Here is a 20,460-nt window from a genome sequence, read left to right on the forward strand (position 1 = left end):
GTCATTGTGGAGGTTGCGATGCAACAGTCTACCCCTTATCTCTCTTTCCGCGGTATCAGCAAAACCTTCCCGGGCGTAAAGGCGCTGTCCGATATTAGCTTCGATTGCTATAGCGGCCAGGTCCACGCGCTGATGGGCGAGAACGGCGCCGGCAAGTCGACGCTGCTGAAAATTCTTAGCGGTAACTATGCCCCGACGTCCGGCACGCTGGCGCTGCGCGGAGAAGAGATTTCTTTTGCTGATACCACCGCGGCGCTGAACGCGGGTATCGCGATAATTTACCAGGAACTGCATCTCGTCCCGGAAATGACCGTGGCGGAAAATATCTATCTTGGTCAATTGCCAAGCCGCGGCGGTATCGTTAACCGCAAACTGCTGAACTATGAAGCGCGTATCCAGCTTGAGCATCTGGGTCTGGACATCGATTCCGATACGCCGCTGAAGTACCTGTCGATTGGCCAATGGCAGATGGTCGAGATTGCCAAAGCGCTGGCGCGTAACGCCAAGGTCATTGCCTTTGATGAACCGACCAGCTCACTTTCCGCGCGCGAAATCGACAACCTGTTTCGGGTGATCCGTGAACTGCGCAAAGAGGGGCGGGTGATCATCTATGTGTCTCACCGCATGGAAGAGATCTTCGCGCTGAGTGATGCCATCACCGTATTTAAAGATGGCCGCTATGTCTGCACCTTTACCGACATGATGGAAGTGAGCCACGACCGGTTGGTGCAGGCGATGGTCGGGCGTGACATTGGCGATATCTATGGCTGGCAGCCGCGTCAGTACGGTGAAGAGCGTCTGCGTCTATCGCTGGTGAAAGCGCCGGGCGTGCGCACGCCGATTTCGCTGACCGTTCGCAGCGGTGAAATCGTCGGCCTGTTTGGCCTGGTTGGCGCCGGGCGCAGCGAGCTGATGAAAGGGATCTTCGGCGGGACGAAAATAACCGGCGGTGAGATTTTCATCGACGGTGAGCGGGTGACCATCAATAAACCTGCGCAGGCGATTCGCGCGGGGATGATGCTGTGCCCCGAAGACCGCAAAGCCGAGGGGATCATCCCGGTCCATTCGGTGCGTGACAATATCAACATTAGCGCCCGCCGCAAGCATATCCACGCGGGGTGCCTCATCAATAACGACTGGGAAGCGACTAATGCCGACCACCATATTCAGTCTCTTAATATCAAAACGCCGGGGGCTCAGCAGCTGATCATGAACCTCTCCGGGGGCAATCAGCAGAAGGCGATTCTCGGACGCTGGCTGTCGGAAGATATGAAGGTGATCCTGCTTGATGAGCCCACGCGGGGCATCGACGTTGGGGCAAAACATGAAATCTATAACGTGATTTATGCGCTGGCGGCGTCCGGCGTCGCGGTGTTGTTTGCTTCCAGCGACCTACCGGAAGTGCTGGGCGTTGCCGACCGTATTGTGGTGATGCGTGAAGGGGAAATCGCCGGCGAACTGCTGCACGAGAGCGCCAATGAACAACAGGCGTTAAGCCTGGCTATGCCAAAAGTCAGTCAGGCCGTTGCCTGAGTTAGGAGGTTATGATGTCAACTGTTACTACGCCTGGCGCCCGCCGCTCGTCGTTGAGCCTTAGCCGTATCTGGGATCAGTACGGAATGCTGGTGGTCTTCGCCGCGCTGTTTATCTGCTGTACGATTTTTGTCCCGAACTTTGCCACCTTTATCAATATGAAGGGGCTTGGGCTGGCTATATCGATGTCAGGAATGGTGGCCTGCGGGATGCTGTTCTGCCTGGCCTCCGGCGATTTTGATCTGTCGGTTGCTTCAGTGATTGCCTGTGCGGGCGTCACGACGGCGGTGGTGATTAACGTCACTGAAAATCTGTGGATTGGCGTCTTTGCCGGGCTGCTGCTCGGGGCGTTGAGCGGGCTGGTCAACGGCTTCGTGATTGCCCGTCTTAAGATCAATGCGCTGATCACCACGCTTGCCACCATGCAAATCGTGCGCGGGTTGGCCTATATCATCTCCGATGGAAAGGCGGTAGGGATTGAGGACGAGCGTTTCTTCACCCTGGGCTATGCCAACTGGCTGGGCCTGCCGGCACCTATCTGGTTGACGGTCGGTTGCCTGATTATTTTCGGTCTGTTGCTTAACAAAACCACCTTTGGCCGTAACACGCTGGCGATTGGTGGTAATGAAGAGGCTGCCCGTTTAGCGGGGGTTCCGGTGGTGCGCACCAAGATCATTATCTTTGTGCTCTCAGGCCTGGTGTCAGCTGCCGCGGGGATCATTCTGGCCTCACGTATGACCAGCGGACAGCCCATGACGTCGATTGGCTATGAGCTGATCGTCATCTCCGCCTGCGTGCTGGGCGGCGTCTCGCTGAAAGGCGGGATTGGCAAGATATCGTACGTGGTCGCCGGGATTCTGATTCTGGGCACCGTGGAGAACGCGATGAACCTGCTCAATATCTCTCCATTCTCGCAGTATGTCGTGCGCGGTTTAATTCTGTTGGCGGCGGTGATCTTCGACCGTTACAAACAGAAAGCTAAACGGAGCGTATAGCGCAGACTGTCAGCTGAAATCATTCAAGATTGCCCGGGGGAATGGAAGCTACCCCGGGTTTTGGCTTATCTCAACGGTATTGTTACAACGTCACAAGTAAAACGTCCACCCCACTGGTTCCCACGATACTTTTTGCCGAGCAGGTGGCACGCGAAAAAAAGCTTTGGTTATGGTTACCGCAGATGACCAGGTCAACCTGGTATTTTTTACTGAACGCTTTGATATGTTCGCCTAATTCACCGCAGGCGATTTGACTTTTCCAGATGGGGTAGTCGACCGTGTCAGCCAACGTTTGCAGGAACTGTAGGGTCTCTTCCTGCATCAGCTCCCGCAGGTTTTCCATCATCGGGGCGGCGAGCTGATTATACATTTCCGGGTCGGTTGAGAGGGTGATAAGGCTAATGCGCGCATTGACAGGACGCGCGATGGCGACTGCTTTCCGTAGCAGGGCCTGACTTTCCGGGGTGGGCGCAACGGCCACCAGTAGATGTGAGTAAGACATCAGACCTCCTTGCTCTAATAATGCGCGCTCTCTTTTTATTCTCTTACTCTTTTTACCTCAGACCTGCAAGGGGAAGACAGAATAAATCTGTCTATAAGTTAACCTGATACATAAGTTTTTTTTATGCGAATAAATGCGTAATTATTGTACAGATTGCATAAGCGACGCTGAATATATCATGTAATCAAAACAGCGAATAAACATTTAATTTATGCTGAATTAATGTTAATGAAAAGTAAATAATATGCAAATGAATATACGGCAAATCATTCGATGTTTCAATTTATTGAATTTACGATGAATTTTATATATTAGATGAAACTATGATCTGTGATAATTTTTTCGCAATTGTCTCAAGTAAAGTTGCCCACCGTCGAACGTTATTGGATAGTTTCGGTGAATGAATATCCGCCAGGCAGGAATAAAACAGCGTTTTGAATGGTTATTTATTGTTCAAAATACAACTATGACTGATGGATGCGGTGTAAAAATACGGTTTGATTTTGTGATGTTGATCACATAAATTTCAAATTAACAGTGAAGTAACATTGTATGTGTCACATCTGGCGAGTAAAGTTGCGTCGAATTAGGAAAAATCTTAGTAAATTGTAAGAAATGTTTAGAATTGTCGGGCCGTGCGTTCAAAACGTTACCCGGCGATGGGGCATGAGATTCACCTAATCGGCTATGCATTTTGACCGATTCTTTTTTTATCGGGCCTTGCCCGACGACATCACGGGGTATGCGGATTTTCCGCATAAAGTACAAATTGGTTATTCGGGATGGGGAAAATGCATACATCCGAGTTGCTAAAGCACATCTATGACATCAACTTGTCTTACTTGCTTCTTGCACAGCGTTTGATCGGTCAGGATAAGGCTTCAGCCATGTTCCGCCTCGGTATCAACGAGGATATGGCGAAAGTCCTCGGGGAACTGACGCTCCCGCAGATGGTGAAACTGGCCGAAACCAATCAATTGGTTTGTCAGTTCCGTTTTGATGACTCACAAACCATCACCCGTCTGACGCAGGAATCACGGGTTGACGATTTACAGCAAATCCATACCGGCATTCTGCTCTCCACACGCCTGCTGAATCAGGCCAGTCATTCAGGCGAACCTGCCCGTAAGAAAAGGGCTTGACCATGAGCGAAAAAAGCATTGTTCAGGAAGCACGCGATATTCAGCTCGCCATGGAGCTGATTACCCTGGGCGCGCGTTTGCAAATGCTGGAAAGCGAAACACAATTGAGCCGTGGTCGCTTGATTAAGCTCTACAAAGAACTTCGCGGCAGCCCGCCGCCGAAAGGGATGCTACCGTTTTCCACGGACTGGTTTATGACGTGGGAACAGAATATTCACTCTTCCATGTTCTGCAATGCCTGGCAGTTCTTACTCAAAAGTGGGCAATGTTCTGGCGTCGATGCTGTGATCAAGGCTTACCGTCTCTACCTCGAGCAGTGCCCGCAGCAGGATGCCGGGCCGCTGTTGGCCCTGACGCGTGCGTGGACGTTGGTTCGTTTCGTTGAAAGCGGCATGCTCGAACTCTCCAGTTGTAACGCCTGCGGCGGTAACTTTATTACCCACGCTCACCAACCCGTTGGTAGCTTTGTATGCAGCTTATGCCAGCCGCCATCACGGGCCGTAAAAAGACGTAAACTTTCTGAGGATCTTGCCGATAGTAATCCACAACTGCTGGATGAACAGATAGAGCAAGCTGTTTAAACCCCACACGGTGTGGCGAAAACACTCCAGCAGCGGCCATTATGGCCGCTGCTTTTTTTGCCTGCGCGTGGATGAAATTGCTCATCTGTCTCCTCTCTTAGTCAACAGTGGAAGGATGATAGCGTGCTGATCTTAATAGGTTACCTGGTCGTTTTGGGGACAGTTTTCGGCGGTTACATGATGACTGGCGGACACCTTGGAGCACTGTATCAACCAGCCGAGCTGGTTATTATCGGCGGGGCGGGGGTTGGCGCGTTCATCGTGGGCAACAACGGCAAGGCCATTAAAGGTACGCTGAAAGCGTTACCTTTACTGTTCCGCCGCTCAAAGTACACCAAAACGATGTATATGGATTTGCTGGCGCTGCTCTATCGCCTGATGGCCAAGTCACGTCAGCAGGGGATGTTTTCGCTCGAGCGCGATATCGAGAATCCGAAAGAGAGCGAAATTTTTGCCAGTTATCCGCGGATCCTCGCCGATACGGTGATGCTGGAATTTATCGTCGACTATCTGCGCTTGATCATCAGCGGCAACATGAACACCTTCGAAATTGAAGCGTTGATGGATGAAGAAATCGAAACCCACGAAAGCGAAAGCGAAGTGCCGGCCAACAGCCTGGCGCTGGTGGGGGATTCGCTGCCGGCGTTTGGTATTGTTGCGGCGGTCATGGGCGTAGTACACGCCTTAGGCTCAGCCGACCGTCCGGCGGCAGAGCTGGGCGCGCTGATTGCTCACGCGATGGTCGGTACGTTCCTCGGGATCCTGCTGGCCTATGGTTTTGTCTCACCGCTCGCGAGCGTGCTGCGTCAAAAGAGCGCGGAAACGACGAAGATGATGCAGTGCGTCAAAATTACGCTGCTGTCTAACCTCAACGGCTACGCGCCGCCGATCGCCGTCGAATTTGGCCGAAAAACGCTTTACACCAGTGAACGCCCGTCGTTTATCGAGCTGGAAGAGCACGTTCGTGCGGTGCGTAACCCGGCGGGGCAACAGCAAACGACCACCGAGGACGCATGAAGAATCAAGCGCATCCTATTGTCGTCGTTAAGCGGCGCAAACATAAATCTCACGGCAGCGCCCATGGCTCGTGGAAAATTGCCTATGCCGACTTTATGACGGCAATGATGGCGTTCTTCCTGGTGATGTGGCTGATCTCCATCTCCAGCCCGAAAGAGTTGATTCAGATAGCCGAATACTTCCGTACGCCGCTGGCCACCGCGATCACCGGAGGCCAGCGGATGGCGAACAGCGAGAGTCCGATTCCCGGCGGCGGTGATGATGTCACCCAGCAACAGGGCGAAGTACACAAGCAGCCGAACATCGACGACCTGAAAAAACGGATGGAAACCAATCGTCTGAAACGTATCCGTGGCGAACTGGACCAGCTGATTGAGGCCGATCCCAAGCTGCGTGCGCTGCGTCCGCATCTGAAAATTGACCTCGTGCAGGAAGGGCTGCGTATTCAGATTATCGACAGCCAGAACCGACCGATGTTTAAAACTGGCAGCGCGGAAGTGGAACCCTACATGCGCGATATTCTCCGTGCGATTGCGCCGGTGCTGAACGAAATTCCCAATAAGGTCAGCCTGGCCGGTCATACGGACGACTATCCGTATGCCACCGGGGAGCGTGGCTACAGCAACTGGGAGCTGTCGGCAGATCGCGCCAACGCTTCCCGCCGTGAACTGGTGGCCGGCGGGCTGGATGATGGCAAAGTTTTACGCGTGATCGGGATGTCAAACTCGATGCGCTTATCAGAGCACGGCGGCAACGATGCGATTAACCGTCGCATCAGCCTGCTGGTGCTGAATAACCAGGCTGAGCAGGCCATTCTCCATGAGAATGCCGAGAGCCAGAATGAACCTTTAAGCGTATTACCGTCGCCGACGACCTCACCGTCTGCATCAGGTACTACGGCGCCACAACCCGACTCGAGGTGATTGCGTGAGCATGGATATCAGCGATTTTTATCAAACATTTTTTGATGAGGCCGACGAGCTGTTGGCCGATATGGAACAGCATCTGCTGGATCTGGCGGTGGATGACCCTGACGCTGAACAGTTGAACGCGATCTTCCGCGCGGCGCACTCGATCAAGGGCGGGGCGGGCACTTTCGGCTTCACCGTGCTGCAGGAAACGACGCATCTGATGGAGAACCTGCTGGATGAGGCACGCCGCGGGGAGATGAAGCTCAACACCGATATTATCAACCTGTTTTTGGAAACCAAAGATATTATGCAGGAACAGCTCGACGCCTATAAAAGCTCCAGCGAACCGGATGCTGCCAGCTTCGAATATATCTGCAACGCTCTGCGCCAACTGGCGCTGGAGGCGAAAGGCGAAAGCGTCCCACCGGTGGCCGCAAGCGCCCGCCTGAGCGTGGTCGACAACAGTCAGCAGGCCGAGACGGTAGCGATCGATACCGCAGCCGCCGGCAAAATCCAGATCACGCTGTCGCGCCTGAAGCCCGGTGAACCCGATATGCTGGAAGAGGAGCTGGGCAATCTGGCGACGCTGACCCAGGTCAACAAAACGGCCGATAGCCTAACCGCGGTGCTCGACAGTAGCGTGGATCAGGACGATATCGTCGCCGTGCTGTGTTTCGTTATCGAGGCAGACCAGATAGCCTTCACCACCGTTGCCGCAGCGACAGAGCCTAAGGTCGTGGAAATAGCCGAAGCCGAAGAGATCGTGGAGCTGCCGGTTGTCGCGCCAGGGGCGCCGGTAGCCGCCGCAAGCCAGACGGCGCCCCGCGTAGAACGCGAAAAGCCCGCGGCGCGCAGCAGTGAATCGACCAGTATCCGCGTGGCGGTTGAGAAGGTCGATCAGTTGATTAACCTGGTTGGCGAGCTGGTCATCACTCAGTCAATGCTGGCCCAGCGTTCCAACGCGCTGGATCCGGTCTCGCACGGCGACCTGATTACCAGCATGGGGCAGCTCCAGCGCAACGCGCGCGACCTGCAGGAGTCCGTGATGTCTATCCGAATGATGCCGATGGAGTATGTCTTTAGCCGCTTCCCGCGTCTGGTGCGCGATCTGGCGGGTAAGCTCGGTAAGCAGGTAGAGCTGACGCTGATGGGCAGCTCCACTGAGCTGGATAAAAGCCTGATTGAACGCATTATCGATCCGTTAACTCACCTGGTGCGCAACAGCCTCGATCACGGTATCGAACTGCCGGAAACGCGTCTGGCGGCAGGAAAATCTGCCGTGGGTAACCTGATTCTCTCCGCAGAGCATCAGGGGGGCAATATCTGTATTGAAGTGACCGACGATGGCGCAGGCCTGAACCGTGAACGCATTCTGGCAAAAGCGCTGTCGCAGGGGATGGCCGTCAGCGAAAGCATGACCGATGAAGAGGTCGGCATGCTGATCTTCGCACCGGGTTTCTCCACCGCCGAACAGGTAACCGATGTTTCCGGGCGCGGCGTGGGGATGGACGTGGTAAAACGAAATATTCAGGAGATGGGCGGCCACGTTGAAATTCAGTCGAAGCAGGGCGCGGGGACGACGATCCGCATTCTGCTGCCGCTGACGCTGGCGATTCTTGATGGTATGTCGGTGAAGGTCAGCGAAGAGGTCTTTATTCTGCCGCTCAACGCGGTGATGGAATCTTTGCAGCCGCGTGAAGAAGATCTGCATCCGTTGGCGGGCGGCGAGCGCGTACTGGAAGTTCGCGGCGAATATCTGCCGCTGGTGGAACTGTGGAAAGCTTTCGATGTACAGGGCGCGAAAACCGAGGCTACGCAGGGCATTGTCGTCATCCTGCAAAGCGCCGGTCGACGCTATGCGCTATTGGTCGATCAGTTGATTGGCCAGCACCAGGTGGTGGTGAAAAACCTCGAAAGCAACTATCGCAAAGTGCCGGGCATCTCGGCGGCGACCATTCTTGGCGACGGTAGCGTCGCGCTGATTGTTGACGTCTCCGCCCTGCAGGGACTGAATCGTGATAAACGTCTGGCGAACACAGCCGCCTGAAACGCAGAAAAAAGGTAGAAAACATGACCGGTATGACGAATGTAACAAAGCTGGCGGGAGAACCGACAGGACAGGAATTTCTGGTATTTACCCTGGGCAACGAAGAGTACGGTATCGATATTCTGAAGGTGCAGGAAATTCGGGGCTACGATCAGGTTACGCGCATTGCCAACACGCCGTCCTTTATTAAAGGTGTCACCAATCTGCGCGGCGTGATCGTGCCGATTGTCGATCTGAGGGTGAAGTTCAGTCAGCAAGATGTCGAGTACAACGATAATACGGTGGTGATCGTACTGAACCTGGGTCAGCGCGTCGTCGGGATCGTGGTGGACGGGGTCTCCGACGTCTTGTCGCTGGCGGCAGAGCAGATTCGTCCGGCGCCAGAGTTTGCCGTCACGCTGTCTACGGAATATCTCACCGGGCTTGGCGCATTGGGTGACCGGATGCTGATTCTGGTCAACATCGAAAAGCTGCTGAATAGTGAAGAGATGGCCCTGCTGGATAGCGCAGCTAACCACGCGGCATGATGAGAAAAGGCCCGGCGGCATACGACGTCGGGCCTGAATTATAAATAGCGGCTAACGCAAATTCGTTTTTATTAAAATAAGATAATGAAAAAAGTGTGCGATAACAGCGTGCAGAGATAACATTTTCTATCCCTTTATTTTTCCATTTTTGCCCCTCCTTTTCTGTTATTCTGAAAAACACATCACTCAATTGAATGTATTTATTCAATCAATTTATTGTGTATATAGGCTAATCGAGAAGGGGCAACGTGCATTTATTTTAAATAAAGATTGTTAATCTTTAACCTGCCGAATTATTCGATAAATTAGTCTGCTATGATAAAAACGTGTTAAAAATAAGCATGATAAATGCTGTTTTTAACATTCATTAATGTTGCTTAGTTAAATCTCAATGGTTTAATTTAAATATTAAGAAACACTTTATTTCAAAAAATAAGTAAATTGCTAATAATTTGAATTAAATAATAACTGTTTTCGTGAGTTTTAAAACAATATGTGAAGGGGTGAAAGGAAATAATTCTTAGTGATCGCTCTCTTATTTTTTATTTTTACGCATGGAAAATAAAATCGTTCTGTCATTAATATTTGCTCGTGGAAATAATTTGTTTTCCCGTCTTACTAAATTAAAGCAGTCAAAAAAACGAACTTAAATATTAGGTTAAGGGACTTCTATGCGCGTAAAAAAAGTAATGATTAAACCCTCTATTATCGCTCTGGCTATTACTGCAGCGGTAGGTGCTCCGACTTGTGCTCTGGCAAGCAGCGGCGACTTTGCCTCTCCGGCGTACACGGCGACGCAAACCAAAGGGGAAATGGTCTATAAAAGCGATGATACGGCGGTCTCGATTATGGGTTCCGTACGTTTGTATGCGAAGGACGATTCCGCGCATAGCGTAGAACATAATATTCAGAATAATGACTCACGTCTGGGTGTCGCATTACGCCAGAAAATTAATGACAAAGGTTATTATGCAGTAGGTTATTACGAAACCGGTATTCACGGTCTGGATTCCGCCACCGACGATCAGGGTAATGATGTCTATACCCGTCAGGCCTATGCCGGGTTGGGTAATGATGAATATGGCGTGATAACGTTTGGTAAACAGTATGCGCCAACGGATTGGGGGCTGGGTATTGATACCACTTATGCCTACGGTGGTAAGGCGAAACACGATACCGCCGGGATGTCGACGGATATTATTAACTCAGCGGCTATCTATTACTACAACACCAAAGAATTTACCGTCGGCGTCATGGGCCAGGGTAATGATGACGTGGATAAAATTGGCTTCGGTAGCGGTTATGGCGACGGCCCGGATATGCACGACGCCTACCATGACGGTTCTGCCACCGTTCACGGCGGCGCGGCGCTGGCGGCGCAGTATCGCTTTGACAATGGCTTCTCTGTCTCCGGTGCGGCAGCGTACAACAACTATACGGTTAACCAGGGTACCACGACGACCAACATGACCTATTACGACCAGAATGATAACCCAATGGGTACCGTACCGGTCACCAACGTCACCGGCCCGTCTTACGATGGTAACACCTACTCGATGGGCTTAAACGCCAAGTACACCGCCAACTTCGACGGCTTTACCTGGTATAACGCCGCGCAGGCGACTTACTACATCAACAAAGTTGACGATGTTCACGCGGCGGTCAGCGGCACCAGCAACGCCACCGACGATCAGGAAACTATCCTGGGCCTGGAATATGCTTCTCAGTTCAAAATTACGCCGGAGTGGAGCATTTACGCTAACTTTGACTGGACCGAAGGCGGCGATGCGATGGACGGACAGCATTTCCAGTCCACCACGCTGGGTACTGACTACTGGTTAGGTAAAAACGCCGTCACCTATATCGAATACGGCTATGAGAAAGCCAGCGGCAATACCGATGACTCTTATAACGTCTCCGATCACCTGGCTGCGGTAGGCCTGCGTATCTTTATCTAAATGCTGTAAACCCCCATCTTATGCCAGTGGGGTGGGGGCCGTACTTTTCATTTGCTCTTGTTACTACTGTGTTGATATCGCTGTGGGGAGGGGGAGTGCTTCGCGGCGAGAATGGCAGGTTTATTTTCTATTTAGCCAGACCCTGAGGTCTGGCTTTTCTTTTGTGTCGGCCTGGCGTTTACATATTCTGCTGTACGACTTCGGGTTCTTCCTGCGCCAGCTCGCCCTCGTTCTGCGACAGCATCGCCGTTGCGACCCCGTTACCCAGTACGTTAATAGCTGAACGGCCCATATCGAGGAAGTGGTCAATGCCCATCAGCAGCAGGATACCCGCAACCGGAATATTAAAGCTCGGAATGGTCGCCGCCAGCACCACCAGCGCCGAACGAGGCACCCCGGCAATCCCTTTGGATGCCAGCATCAGCGTCAGCATCAGTACCGCAATTTCGGAGAAGCCCAAATGAATATTGTAGGCCTGTGCGATAAACATCGACGCAAAAGAGCAGTACACCATTGAGCCGACGAGGTTAAAGGAGTAACCAATCGGCAAGACGAAGGAGACGATATTGCGTGAGCAGCCGAATTGGGTCAGCTGTTCAAGCGTTTTCGGATAGGCTGCTTCGGAGCTGCTGGTGGTAAACGCGACCAGCACCGGATCTTTGAGCATGCTGAGCAGGCGGAAGACTTCTTTTTTCAGCACCATGTAGCCGATGGCTACCAGCACGCAGCAGGTCAGCAGAATCGCCAGGTAGTAGCCGCCGATGAATGAAGCGTAGTTTAGCAGGATCCCCAGCCCTTCGGTGGCGATGACCGAAGAGATAGCGGCAAAAATGGCCAGCGGCGCAACGTACATCACGTAGCCGGTGACTTTCAGCATGATATGCGAGACCACATCCAGCGCGGCCACCAACGGCGCGTTGAATTTCTGTCCCAGTGAAGCCCCGCCGATGCCGAAGAACATCGAGAAGACCACAATCTGCAGAATTTCGTTATTCGCCATCGCGCCGACGATGCTGGTCGGGATGGTATGTGAAAGGAAGCCCTTCAGACTCATGCCGCTGACCGCCAGACCGGTATCAACCGCGTCTTTTGGCACGGTCAGATTCAGACCCGCCCCCGGCTGTTGCAGGGTGACGATAAACAGGCCCACCAGAATCGACAGCACCGAAGAGCTGATAAACCACACCATCGCTTTACCGCCGACGCGGCCAATCGTCGAGGTTTCACCCAGCTTCATGATCCCGACCGTTAAGGTGCTGAACACCAACGGTGCGATGACCATTTTGATTAGCCGGAGGAATATATCCGTCAGAAGAGTGATGTTACCAGACCACACTTCGATGGTGGTTGCTGATGCATAGGAATGGATCATTGCGCCGGTGAGAATCCCCGCCAGCATGAAAATCACGATAAAAATCGTGAGCTTATTTGCGTTTGCCACAAAAAATACCCCGTCAGATTACGAAAAAGCCCTGCGATGAAAAAATGATTTTTTAGTTATTAAATACCATCAATTTATTCACCACATAAATTGTATGAAAGTGAGGGGATTTACAACTTTTTTTTATATTTTATAAAAAGCGTTGTGATTCAGTCGCTCACGTCCACAGCCGTTTTGCTGCCCGAGAACGCTTACGATTTTTACCCCGCCCGCACATAAAGTTTCTTTTTGGGATGCCGATAACAGCGAATAACACGTCATTGAGAAGGTGCTGTATGTTAAACCGTATCCGCGTTGTCACGCTGCTGATGTTGGTGCTGGTCGTCTTCGCACTTTTGCAGTTGGTCTCCGGAGGCTTTTTGTTCTCCTCACTGCATCAAAACCAACAGAGCTTTGCGCAATCTAACACGCTTCGCACGCAACAGGCCGAACTCACCAAAGCGTGGGATCTGCTGCTGCAAACCCGCATCAACCTGAGCCGTTCTTCGGCGCGGATGATGATGGACACCGCTAACCAGCAAAGCAGCGCCAAAACGGAATTGCTGAAAAATGCACGCACCACGCTAACCCAGGCGGCAGAACACTTTGCGCGCTTTAGCGAACTGCCCTCGCAGCCGGCGATGAACGACGCCAGCGCCCAGATCACAAAGACCTATCAAAACTATTCCGCGGCGTTACAGGAACTGGTGGGGTTCCTGGAAGGCGGTAATATGGACGCTTATTTTGCCCAGCCGACGCAAGGCATGCAGAACGCCATGGGCGAGGCGATGAATCAGTACGCCACGCAAAGTGAAGCGCTCTATCAGCGCGCCTTTACCACCAGCAGCAGCGACTACCAGATTGCCCGCTGGCAGCTGGCGATACTGGCGGTAGTGCTGGTGATTGTGGTGGTCGGCGCCTGGTTTGGCATCCGCGCGATTCTGCTTAAGCCGCTGGCCTCCGTGATGGCGCACATTCGCCAGATTGCCGCCGGAGATTTAACTCAGCGCCTGACCCTGCGCGGGCGTAACGAAATTACCGAACTGGCCGATACGGTCACCCATATGCAAAGCGCGCTGATTGATACCGTGACACACGTCCGGGAAGGCGCGGAAGCTATCTATCACGGCACCAGCGAAATTGCCGCCGGCAATAACGATCTGTCCGCACGCACCGAACAGCAGTCGGCGTCGCTGGAAGAGACGGCGGCCAGCATGGAGCAGCTGACCGCAACGGTGAAGCAGAATGCCGAAAACGCGCGTCAGGCGTCACAGCTGGCGCAACGCGCATCTGACACCGCGCAACATGGCGGCAGCGTGGTGAACGGCGTGGTGAATACCATGCACGAGATTGCCGCCAGCTCGCAGAAAATTTCCGATATTACCGGCGTCATTGACGGCATTGCGTTCCAGACCAACATTCTGGCGCTGAACGCCGCCGTGGAAGCCGCGCGTGCCGGGGAGCAGGGGCGGGGATTTGCGGTGGTGGCTGGCGAAGTGCGTAACCTGGCCAGCCGCAGCGCTCAGGCCGCAAAAGAGATTAAAGCGCTGATTGAAGACTCCGTTGCACGCGTAGAAACCGGCTCCGTGCAGGTTGAGACGGCGGGTGAAACGATGACCGATATCGTCAATGCCGTGACCCGCGTCACCGACATTATGGGGGAAATCGCCTCGGCTTCTGACGAACAGAGTCGGGGTATCGATCAGGTCGCCATCGCCGTTGCGGAGATGGACAGCGTCACCCAGCAAAACGCCTCGCTGGTGGAAGAGTCCGCCTCTGCCGCCGCCGCGCTGGAAGAACAAGCCGAACGCCTGAACCAGGCGGTTGCGGCATTCCGATTGAACGTCGCCTCAGGAAATAGAGCGACGACATCAGTACCGGCGGCGGCAACGTTGGCGATACCTCGCCAGGCTTCCGCCGCCAATCGAACCTCTGATTCTAACTGGGAAACCTTTTAATTTTATCTGCGGTCAAGGGCCGCCTCCAGGAGTGTGGTGATGCTTTATCGTATTCGAATCTCTACCACGTTGTTTCTGATTTTGATTCTCTGCGGCATTTTGCAGATTGGCAGTAACGGACTCTCTTTTTGGGCGTTTCGCGACGGACAAAACAATATTTATCGGGTGGATCAGAGCAGCCAGCAGCTAAGCACGCTCACGGAATCACGTGCCGCCATGCTGCAGGCCAGCACCATGCTTAATAAAGCCGGTACGCTGGCGGCGCTGAGCTATCCACCTAATGAAGTGCACGCCATGGTTGACGACGTGAAGCAGAACCTTTCGCAAGGCGAAGCGCTGTTTCAGGGCTTTATGGCGCTGCAACTGATGAGCGAGAGCGATAAGGCGTTGCAAGAGCAGACGGCGAAAAGTTTTACCACCTGGCACGAGATGCTGGCGCATCAGGTCGCCTGGCTGGAAAACAATCAGCTCTCTGAATATGTCGCTGCGCCGGTGCAGAAAACGCAGGACCAGTTCGATGCCAACTATGAAAGCTGGCGCAAGAATATTGAGCGCTATGTGGCGGCGGCGAAAAGCGAAAGCCAGGACGATTATGCGCGCTCCACGATGATGTTTATCGCGATGGTGATTATCTCCGTGGCGATCACCCTCGTTGCATTGTGGTGGGTGCGCCATATGGTGGTCAAACCGCTGGCCATTATCAGCAGCCATTTTGACAGCATTGCCAAAGGCAATCTGGCGCGGCCAATTGCGGTGTACGGTAAAAATGAAATCAGCGCCATTTTCGCCGGACTGAAGTCGATGCAGCAATCTCTGCGTAAAACGGTAGGCGAAGTGCGTCAGGGGAGTTTCGCGATGCACACCGGGATCTCAGAAATTGCCGCTGGCAACAACGACCTCTCTTCCCGTACGGAACAACAGGCGGCATCGTTGGCGCAAACCGCGGCGAGCATGGAACAGTTAACGGCGACCGTCAGCCAGAACGCCGACAACGCGCGCCAGGCTTCTCATCTGGCCCACGGCGCGGCGGACACCGCTAAACGCGGGGGCGAGCAGGCCAACCATGTTGCGCAGACCATGCACAATATCGCCACCAGTTCGAAGAAAATCAGCGACATTATCAGCGTCATTGACGGCATTGCCTTCCAGACCAACATCCTGGCGCTGAACGCCGCCGTGGAAGCGGCACGTGCGGGCGAGCAGGGGCGCGGGTTTGCGGTGGTGGCCGGTGAAGTGCGTAACCTCGCCAGCCGCAGCGCCCAGGCGGCAAAAGAGATCAAAGTGCTGATCGAAGAGTCGGTGGCCCGCGTACAGGAAGGATCGGCGCTGGTCGAAACCTCGGCCAGCACCATGAGCGAGATAGTCCAGTCGGTCACCCGAGTAAACGACATCATGGGGGAAATCGCCTCCGCCTCGGACGAACAGCGCCGGGGCATTGAACAGGTCGCGCTGGCCGTCAGCCAGATGGACCAGGTGACGCAACAGAACGCCGCGCTGGTGGAAGAAGGAGCGGCCGCCACTGAACAGTTGGCAGGGCAGGCCGATCGCTTAACCTCCGTGGTTTCTGTGTTTGAACTCGAAGAAGTGAAGGTGGCCGCCGAGCGTGAAAACGTCTCGCTGGCCGCAGTACCTGCTGTTTCCTGAATGATGTGATGTAAGAAGGCGCTATGACTGTATCTCTGCCAAATGGGCAATCGCAATTACTGAGCCAGCTGACGCAGCGCCTGACGCTTACCGACGCGCAGTTTCGTCGGATCTGTCAACTGATCTACCAGCGCGCCGGGATCGTGCTGGCGGATCACAAGCGTGACATGGTTTACAACCGTCTGGTTCGACGCCTGCGGGCATTGAATCTGGATGATTTTGGTCACTATCTCAGCCTGCTGGAGGCCAACGGAGACAGCGCCGAGTGGCAGGCGTTTATCAATTCGCTGACCACCAACCTGACGGCGTTCTTCCGCGAGGCGCACCATTTCCCGACGCTGGCGGAGCATGCTGCGCGTCGGCAGGGGGAATATCGGGTCTGGAGCGCCGCCGCGTCGACGGGGGAAGAGCCGTACTCCATCGCCATTACTCTGGCCGATACCCTGGGCACCGCGCCGGGTCGCTGGAAGGTGTTTGCCAGCGATATTGACACCGAAGTACTGGAAAAAGCGCAAAACGGTATTTATCGCATGGAGGAGCTGAAAACGCTCTCGCAGCAGCAGCTGCAGCGCTATTTTATGCGCGGAACCGGCCCGCACGAGGGGCTGGTACGGGTGCGTAACGAGCTGGCGAACTACGTGGATTTCACCACGCTGAACCTGCTGAATACGCACTACAACGTTCCCGGGCCATTTGACGCAATTTTCTGCCGTAACGTAATGATTTATTTCGATAAAACAACGCAGCAGGAGATCCTCAAGCGCTTTGTGCCCCTGCTGAAACCCGACGGGCTGCTGTTTGCCGGGCATTCGGAAAACTTTAGCCATCTTGCCCGTGAGTTCAGCCTGCGCGGACAGACGGTCTATGCGCTAAGTAAGGGAAGAGCATGAGTAAAATCAGAGTCTTGTCGGTAGATGATTCGGCGCTGATGCGCCAGATCATGACGGAGATTATTAACAGCCACGACGATATGGAGATGGTGGCTACCGCACCGGATCCGCTGGTGGCTCGGGATCTGATTAAAAAATTCAATCCGGACGTGCTGACGCTGGACGTTGAAATGCCGCGCATGGACGGCCTCGATTTTCTCGAGAAACTGATGCGCTTGCGGCCGATGCCGGTGGTGATGGTCTCCTCGCTGACCGGGAAAGGGTCGGAGGTGACGTTGCGTGCGCTGGAGCTTGGCGCGGTGGACTTTGTCACCAAGCCACAGCTGGGGATTCGTGAAGGCATGCTGGCCTACAGCGAAACCATTGCCGACAAGGTACGGGCCGCCTCCCGCGCCCGGATTAGCGCGCACAAGCCACTCGCAGCCCCCGTGACGCTAAAAGCAGGGCCGCTGCTCAGCTCTGAGAAGCTGATCGCTATCGGTGCCTCTACCGGCGGCACCGAGGCGATTCGCCACGTGCTGCAGCCGTTGCCGCTCTCCAGCCCCGCGCTGCTGATTACCCAGCATATGCCGCCGGGCTTTACCCGTTCGTTTGCCGAACGGCTCAACAAGCTTTGCCAGATTACGGTGAAAGAAGCGGAAGACGGCGAGCGCGTACTGCCGGGCCACGCCTACATTGCGCCGGGCGACAAGCATATGGAGCTGGCGCGCAGCGGAGCAAACTATCAAATCAAAATTCACGACGGGCCGCCGGTTAATCGCCATCGCCCGTCGGTTGATGTGCTGTTTCATTCGGTTGCGAAGCACGCGGGGCGCAACGCCGTGGGGGTGATCCTCACCGGCATGGGCAACGACGGTGCGGCTGGGATGCATGCGATGTACCAGGCCGGTGCCTGGACCATTGCGCAGAATGAAGCCAGTTGTGTGGTGTTCGGCATGCCGCGTGAGGCCATCAATACCGGTGGCGTCAGCGAAGTGGTCGATCTTAGCCAGGTAAGCCAGCAGATGCTGGCGAAAATCAGTGCCGGACAGGCAATACGTATTTGATCAGGAGAATTATTTTATGGCGGATAAAGAGCTTAAGTTTTTGGTTGTGGATGACTTTTCCACCATGCGTCGCATCGTGCGCAACCTGTTAAAAGAGCTGGGGTTTAACAACGTTGAAGAAGCAGAAGACGGCGTTGATGCGCTGAATAAACTGCAAGCGGGCGGGTTTGGATTTGTGATTTCCGACTGGAACATGCCGAACATGGACGGGCTGGAACTGCTGAAAACCATTCGTGCTGACGGCGGAATGGCGGCGATGCCGGTGCTGATGGTGACCGCGGAAGCGAAGAAAGAGAACATCATTGCTGCCGCGCAGGCCGGAGCCAGCGGCTACGTGGTGAAACCGTTTACCGCCGCGACGCTGGAAGAGAAGCTGAACAAAATCTTCGAGAAACTGGGCATGTGAGGTGACAGTCATGATGCATTCTTCCATCAAGCCCGGCGATGAACATTCCGCCGCGGATATTATTAGCCGCATTGGCAATCTGACCCGTATGCTGCGCGATAGCCTGCGTGAACTGGGGCTGGATCAGGCCATTGCGGAGGCGGCGGAGGCGATTCCCGATGCGCGTGACCGTCTCGATTACGTGGTGCAGATGACCGCGCAGGCTGCTGAACGCGCGCTCAACAGTGTTGAAGCCTCTCAGCCGCATCAGGATGAAATGGAAAAAGGCGCGAAAGCGCTGACTCAACGCTGGGATGCATGGTTTGAAAATCCGATTGAGCTGGCTGACGCCCGCGAATTGGTGAGCGATACGCGTAAATATCTTGGCGATGTGCCCGGACATACCAGCTTTACCAATGCGCAACTGCTTGAAATCATGATGGCGCAAGATTTCCAGGACCTCACCGGCCAGGTTATCAAGCGCATGATGGATGTAATCCAGGAGATTGAGCGTCAGCTGCTGATGGTGCTACTGGAGAACATCCCGGATCAAGGCTCGCGTCCAAAACGTGAGAATGACAGTCTGCTCAACGGGCCGCAGGTTGATACCTCGAAAGCGGGCGTGGTCGCCAGCCAGGATCAGGTAGACGACCTGTTGGACAGTTTGGGATTCTGAGTTTCATCCCACAGCCTACAGTTGTCGGCCCGGTCTGCATTGTGCCGCCGGGCCATCCCTGACTCCCCTGCGGGGGCAGGGCGCTTAACGTAAATCCATCTTCACCGTCATATTGCCTTCGAAACTGCCGGGCGCCGGTTTACTGGCCGTGGTGCTGACCGGCGCCGCTTTCATGCGAATGACGCCGTTACCTTGTTCATCCAGAGATACCGGGAAATCGATGGAGCCATCCAGCACCACGTTCTGGTTGTTGACGTCAAACATTCTGACGCCAAGATCGTCTCTGTCGATCAGCCTGGCGATATAGGATTGGCTGCCGTCGACGACGCCCTGATCGGCGGTTAAGGTCAGCTTGATTTTGTCATTGTCATCGGCGGTCAGCCCGTCGCAGTGGTAGGAAATATCGACATCCCGGAGGGTATAGTTTTGCGGCGTGGCGCCCGGGGTGACGAACTGATTGCGGTTGAGCGTCCCCAGATCCACTTCAATGGTGCTACCGGCATTAATGGTGCAGCTGAGCGGCGCGGTAATTTTGCCGCTGAGCCAGATATTGGAGACCAGCTGCGCATCGGTACTCTCACAAGAACCGCCGCCTATATATAAACAGGCGTAGCCTTGAACAACCAGCGTAGGGTTGATGATTTCCTCACCAATAATCGGTTTTTTTACATACAAAGAAAAGCGAAGTATGTTCAATTTGAACTTACGCTTCACCGTTGCGCCGCCGGTTGGTCGCGTTTCGTCGCTACAGACATCGGCAGATCCTTCGGTCTGTTTTTGGTAAGCTTTTTGAGTGAGCATGCTACCGATTGACGTGGGATATTCCGTGATATTGATTGGGCTTAAACCGGTCCCATCAGGGTTATCAATAGCGTCATTAAAACCTGTCGCCTGGATATCCAATTTGTCTGTCAACACGCCGTATCCGCTAACGCCAGCCGCAAGCGGGCTACCGGCAAAATTATATTCATAAACCGTTGATGATGAAGCGATGTTAGCAGGGCAGGAGCAGTTAGCTTCGATCTCTGGTCCGCTTCCAGGCATGTCGCTGCTCGCCCGATAAGAATAGGTTGCCTTGTTTTCGCTGCTGCTGAGTTCATGGTCATACGACACGGAATAGTCTGCTGCTGAGTCAAAGCAATTGGTTAACACGGTTACTGCTGCCAGAGTTACCCCCGGCACCAGGAAGAGAATTGAAGCTAAAATGACCGTAAAAAAGTGACGCATA

The 20,460-nt window shown here is 54.0% G+C and carries 18 protein-coding genes; 15 read left to right on the plus strand and 3 right to left on the minus strand.

The features are described 5' to 3' along the window. Positions 1-18 precede the first annotated feature (18 nt). Both araG and araH read left to right on the plus strand, forming a co-directional pair. A complete protein-coding gene (gene araG, locus ABTW00_RS09205) occupies positions 19-1,533 on the plus strand; it encodes an L-arabinose ABC transporter ATP-binding protein AraG (protein WP_433640321.1) in 1,515 nt (504 codons plus the stop codon). Between the two features lie 14 nt (positions 1,534-1,547). Further along, positions 1,548-2,528, plus strand: coding sequence for an L-arabinose ABC transporter permease AraH (gene araH, locus ABTW00_RS09210; RefSeq protein WP_433640323.1), 981 nt, complete (start codon positions 1,548-1,550; stop codon positions 2,526-2,528). 82 nt (positions 2,529-2,610) lie between these two features. Here araH and uspC read toward each other — a convergent pair whose 3' ends face one another. After that, positions 2,611-3,030, minus strand: a complete 420-nt coding sequence (gene uspC / locus ABTW00_RS09215) for a universal stress protein UspC (protein ID WP_065357832.1) — start codon at positions 3,028-3,030, stop codon at positions 2,611-2,613. Positions 3,031-3,821: 791 nt separating this feature from the next. Between uspC and flhD the strand changes: the two genes are divergently transcribed. The 7 genes from flhD to ABTW00_RS09250 all read left to right on the plus strand — a co-directional run bounded on the left by flhD (position 3,822) and on the right by ABTW00_RS09250 (position 11,213). After that, a complete protein-coding gene (gene flhD / locus ABTW00_RS09220; RefSeq protein ID WP_064544628.1) occupies positions 3,822-4,172 on the plus strand; it encodes a flagellar transcriptional regulator FlhD in 351 nt (116 codons plus the stop codon). Continuing rightward, positions 4,169-4,753 (plus strand): flagellar transcriptional regulator FlhC, encoded by a 585-nt coding sequence (gene flhC, locus ABTW00_RS09225; RefSeq protein WP_100249988.1) that lies wholly within the window; start codon positions 4,169-4,171, stop codon positions 4,751-4,753. Before flhD ends, flhC begins: the two co-directional genes overlap by 4 nt. Before the next feature lie 123 nt (positions 4,754-4,876). Next, positions 4,877-5,770, plus strand: coding sequence for a flagellar motor stator protein MotA (gene motA, locus ABTW00_RS09230; protein WP_064544632.1), 894 nt, complete (start codon positions 4,877-4,879; stop codon positions 5,768-5,770). Beyond that, positions 5,767-6,693: a flagellar motor protein MotB gene (gene motB, locus ABTW00_RS09235; RefSeq protein WP_163448970.1), complete on the plus strand. Its 927-nt coding sequence runs from the start codon at positions 5,767-5,769 to the stop codon at positions 6,691-6,693. Before motA ends, motB begins: the two co-directional genes overlap by 4 nt. A 4-nt stretch (positions 6,694-6,697) precedes the next feature. Beyond that, positions 6,698-8,728, plus strand: a complete 2,031-nt coding sequence (gene cheA, locus ABTW00_RS09240) for a chemotaxis protein CheA (protein WP_433640327.1) — start codon at positions 6,698-6,700, stop codon at positions 8,726-8,728. A gap of 23 nt (positions 8,729-8,751) precedes the next feature. Further along, positions 8,752-9,255, plus strand: coding sequence for a chemotaxis protein CheW (cheW, locus tag ABTW00_RS09245; protein WP_065357835.1), 504 nt, complete (start codon positions 8,752-8,754; stop codon positions 9,253-9,255). A gap of 671 nt (positions 9,256-9,926) precedes the next feature. Continuing rightward, complete coding sequence (locus ABTW00_RS09250) at positions 9,927-11,213, plus strand: porin (protein ID WP_433640329.1); 1,287 nt, start codon at positions 9,927-9,929, stop codon at positions 11,211-11,213. Positions 11,214-11,391: 178 nt separating this feature from the next. On the opposite strand, the gene ABTW00_RS09255 is transcribed toward ABTW00_RS09250, so the two are convergent. Beyond that, entirely contained in the window at positions 11,392-12,654 is a 1,263-nt protein-coding gene (locus tag ABTW00_RS09255; RefSeq protein ID WP_064544642.1) for a dicarboxylate/amino acid:cation symporter, read from the minus strand. 275 nt (positions 12,655-12,929) lie between these two features. On the opposite strand from ABTW00_RS09255, the gene tar reads away from it, so the two are divergent. From tar to cheZ, 6 genes are read left to right on the plus strand one after another with little or no spacing between them, the layout of a single operon-like run. Continuing rightward, positions 12,930-14,591, plus strand: coding sequence for a methyl-accepting chemotaxis protein II (gene tar / locus ABTW00_RS09260; RefSeq protein ID WP_433640332.1), 1,662 nt, complete (start codon positions 12,930-12,932; stop codon positions 14,589-14,591). Between the two features lie 39 nt (positions 14,592-14,630). Beyond that, positions 14,631-16,235, plus strand: coding sequence for a methyl-accepting chemotaxis protein (locus tag ABTW00_RS09265; RefSeq protein ID WP_433640334.1), 1,605 nt, complete (start codon positions 14,631-14,633; stop codon positions 16,233-16,235). A gap of 23 nt (positions 16,236-16,258) precedes the next feature. Continuing rightward, the gene (gene cheR, locus ABTW00_RS09270) at positions 16,259-17,125 is read left to right on the plus strand and encodes a protein-glutamate O-methyltransferase CheR (protein ID WP_433640336.1); all 867 of its coding nucleotides are present in this window, start codon (positions 16,259-16,261) and stop codon (positions 17,123-17,125) included. Then, positions 17,122-18,171 carry a protein-glutamate methylesterase/protein-glutamine glutaminase gene (locus ABTW00_RS09275; RefSeq protein WP_064544649.1) on the plus strand — a complete coding sequence of 350 codons (1,050 nt, stop codon included), beginning with the start codon at positions 17,122-17,124 and terminating at the stop codon, positions 18,169-18,171. Before cheR ends, ABTW00_RS09275 begins: the two co-directional genes overlap by 4 nt. A 16-nt stretch (positions 18,172-18,187) precedes the next feature. After that, positions 18,188-18,577 carry a chemotaxis response regulator CheY gene (gene cheY / locus ABTW00_RS09280; protein WP_064544650.1) on the plus strand — a complete coding sequence of 130 codons (390 nt, stop codon included), beginning with the start codon at positions 18,188-18,190 and terminating at the stop codon, positions 18,575-18,577. A 10-nt stretch (positions 18,578-18,587) separates the two neighbouring features. After that, positions 18,588-19,232 carry a protein phosphatase CheZ gene (cheZ, locus tag ABTW00_RS09285; RefSeq protein ID WP_163449515.1) on the plus strand — a complete coding sequence of 215 codons (645 nt, stop codon included), beginning with the start codon at positions 18,588-18,590 and terminating at the stop codon, positions 19,230-19,232. Between the two features lie 84 nt (positions 19,233-19,316). Here cheZ and ABTW00_RS09290 read toward each other — a convergent pair whose 3' ends face one another. Continuing rightward, a complete protein-coding gene (locus ABTW00_RS09290; RefSeq protein ID WP_433640339.1) occupies positions 19,317-20,459 on the minus strand; it encodes a fimbrial protein in 1,143 nt (380 codons plus the stop codon). Between the last annotated feature and the right edge of the window lies 1 nt (position 20,460).

Origin of the sequence: Kluyvera georgiana (assembly GCF_050990895.1) — a bacterium.
Lineage (GTDB): Bacteria > Pseudomonadota > Gammaproteobacteria > Enterobacterales > Enterobacteriaceae > Kluyvera > Kluyvera georgiana.